Annotated in this window: 2 protein-coding genes; both read left to right on the top strand. The window is 33.9% G+C overall.

All coding sequences use genetic code 11. The features are described from left to right. The first annotated feature begins 103 nt into the window (after positions 1-103). A complete protein-coding gene (locus QD409_RS35470) occupies positions 104-247 on the top strand; it encodes a hypothetical protein (protein ID WP_251647407.1) in 144 nt (47 codons plus the stop codon). A gap of 82 nt (positions 248-329) precedes the next feature. Next, positions 330-707, top strand: coding sequence for a hypothetical protein (locus tag QD409_RS35465; RefSeq protein ID WP_251647405.1), 378 nt, complete (start codon positions 330-332; stop codon positions 705-707). Positions 708-722 lie beyond the last annotated feature (15 nt).

The following is a 722-nucleotide window of genomic DNA, read 5'->3' as shown; positions in this document are numbered from 1 at the left end:
CTTTAGCATCGGTCATGGTTTTTATATGGCTACTTTATTTAATGTTAGAAATGACTAAAGATTCAGTAACAACAAATCCATTTTAAGGGGGTGAGTGGTACTCATGGAAAAGTTCGTAGCTGCACTATTGTTTATCGTACTTGCTTGTTTTATCTTTGTTAACATGTTCCAAGGCGACATGACTGACTCAATCGGTGGTAAAACACAACAAACTACGGAAGTTATTGACGGAACAAATGTAGAATAACCCATAAATAAGCCATTGAGATAAGATTACCTCAATGGCTTATTTTATAGGAAATAATGTAATAGAGAAGCAGGAGGGTTGTATGGAAAAATTTCTAGTTTTTCTATTGTGTTTGCCTTTAGTCGTGTTAACCACTTTTCAAGGCCCTTTAATACAGAATGCTAGTATGGTAGAAGAAACTATTACTTTAGCTTTATATGAAGGTCAGAAAGAAGCAGCGCTTCAAGGTAGGTACGATAATGAAATATATAATCAAATAAAGGATTATCTTGTTGAACTACATCACTATGATAGAGATAGCATAGAAGTTAAAGGGACGGAAACACTCACAGCAAGGGGAGAAGAAATGAGGATTTCTATTACAGTACCGAAACCTCAAACCAATGTTTTAGAGATGTTCCAATTTAGTAACGATAAACCTTTTACAAAAGAAAAATATATTATGAGCGAGTATAGGTGATAGTATATGTATGAT

This window comes from Rhizobium sp. BR 315, from assembly GCF_050577975.1.
Classification (GTDB): domain Bacteria; phylum Pseudomonadota; class Alphaproteobacteria; order Rhizobiales; family Rhizobiaceae; genus Rhizobium; species Rhizobium miluonense.
This window is presented reverse-complemented; position numbering and strand designations above follow the sequence as displayed.

Coding starts and splice junctions, on each gene's coding strand:
- QD409_RS35470 (WP_251647407.1), top strand. CDS start 104: ATGGAAAAGTTCGTAGCTGCACTATTGTTTATCGTACTTGCTTGTTTT.
- QD409_RS35465 (WP_251647405.1), top strand. CDS start 330: ATGGAAAAATTTCTAGTTTTTCTATTGTGTTTGCCTTTAGTCGTGTTA.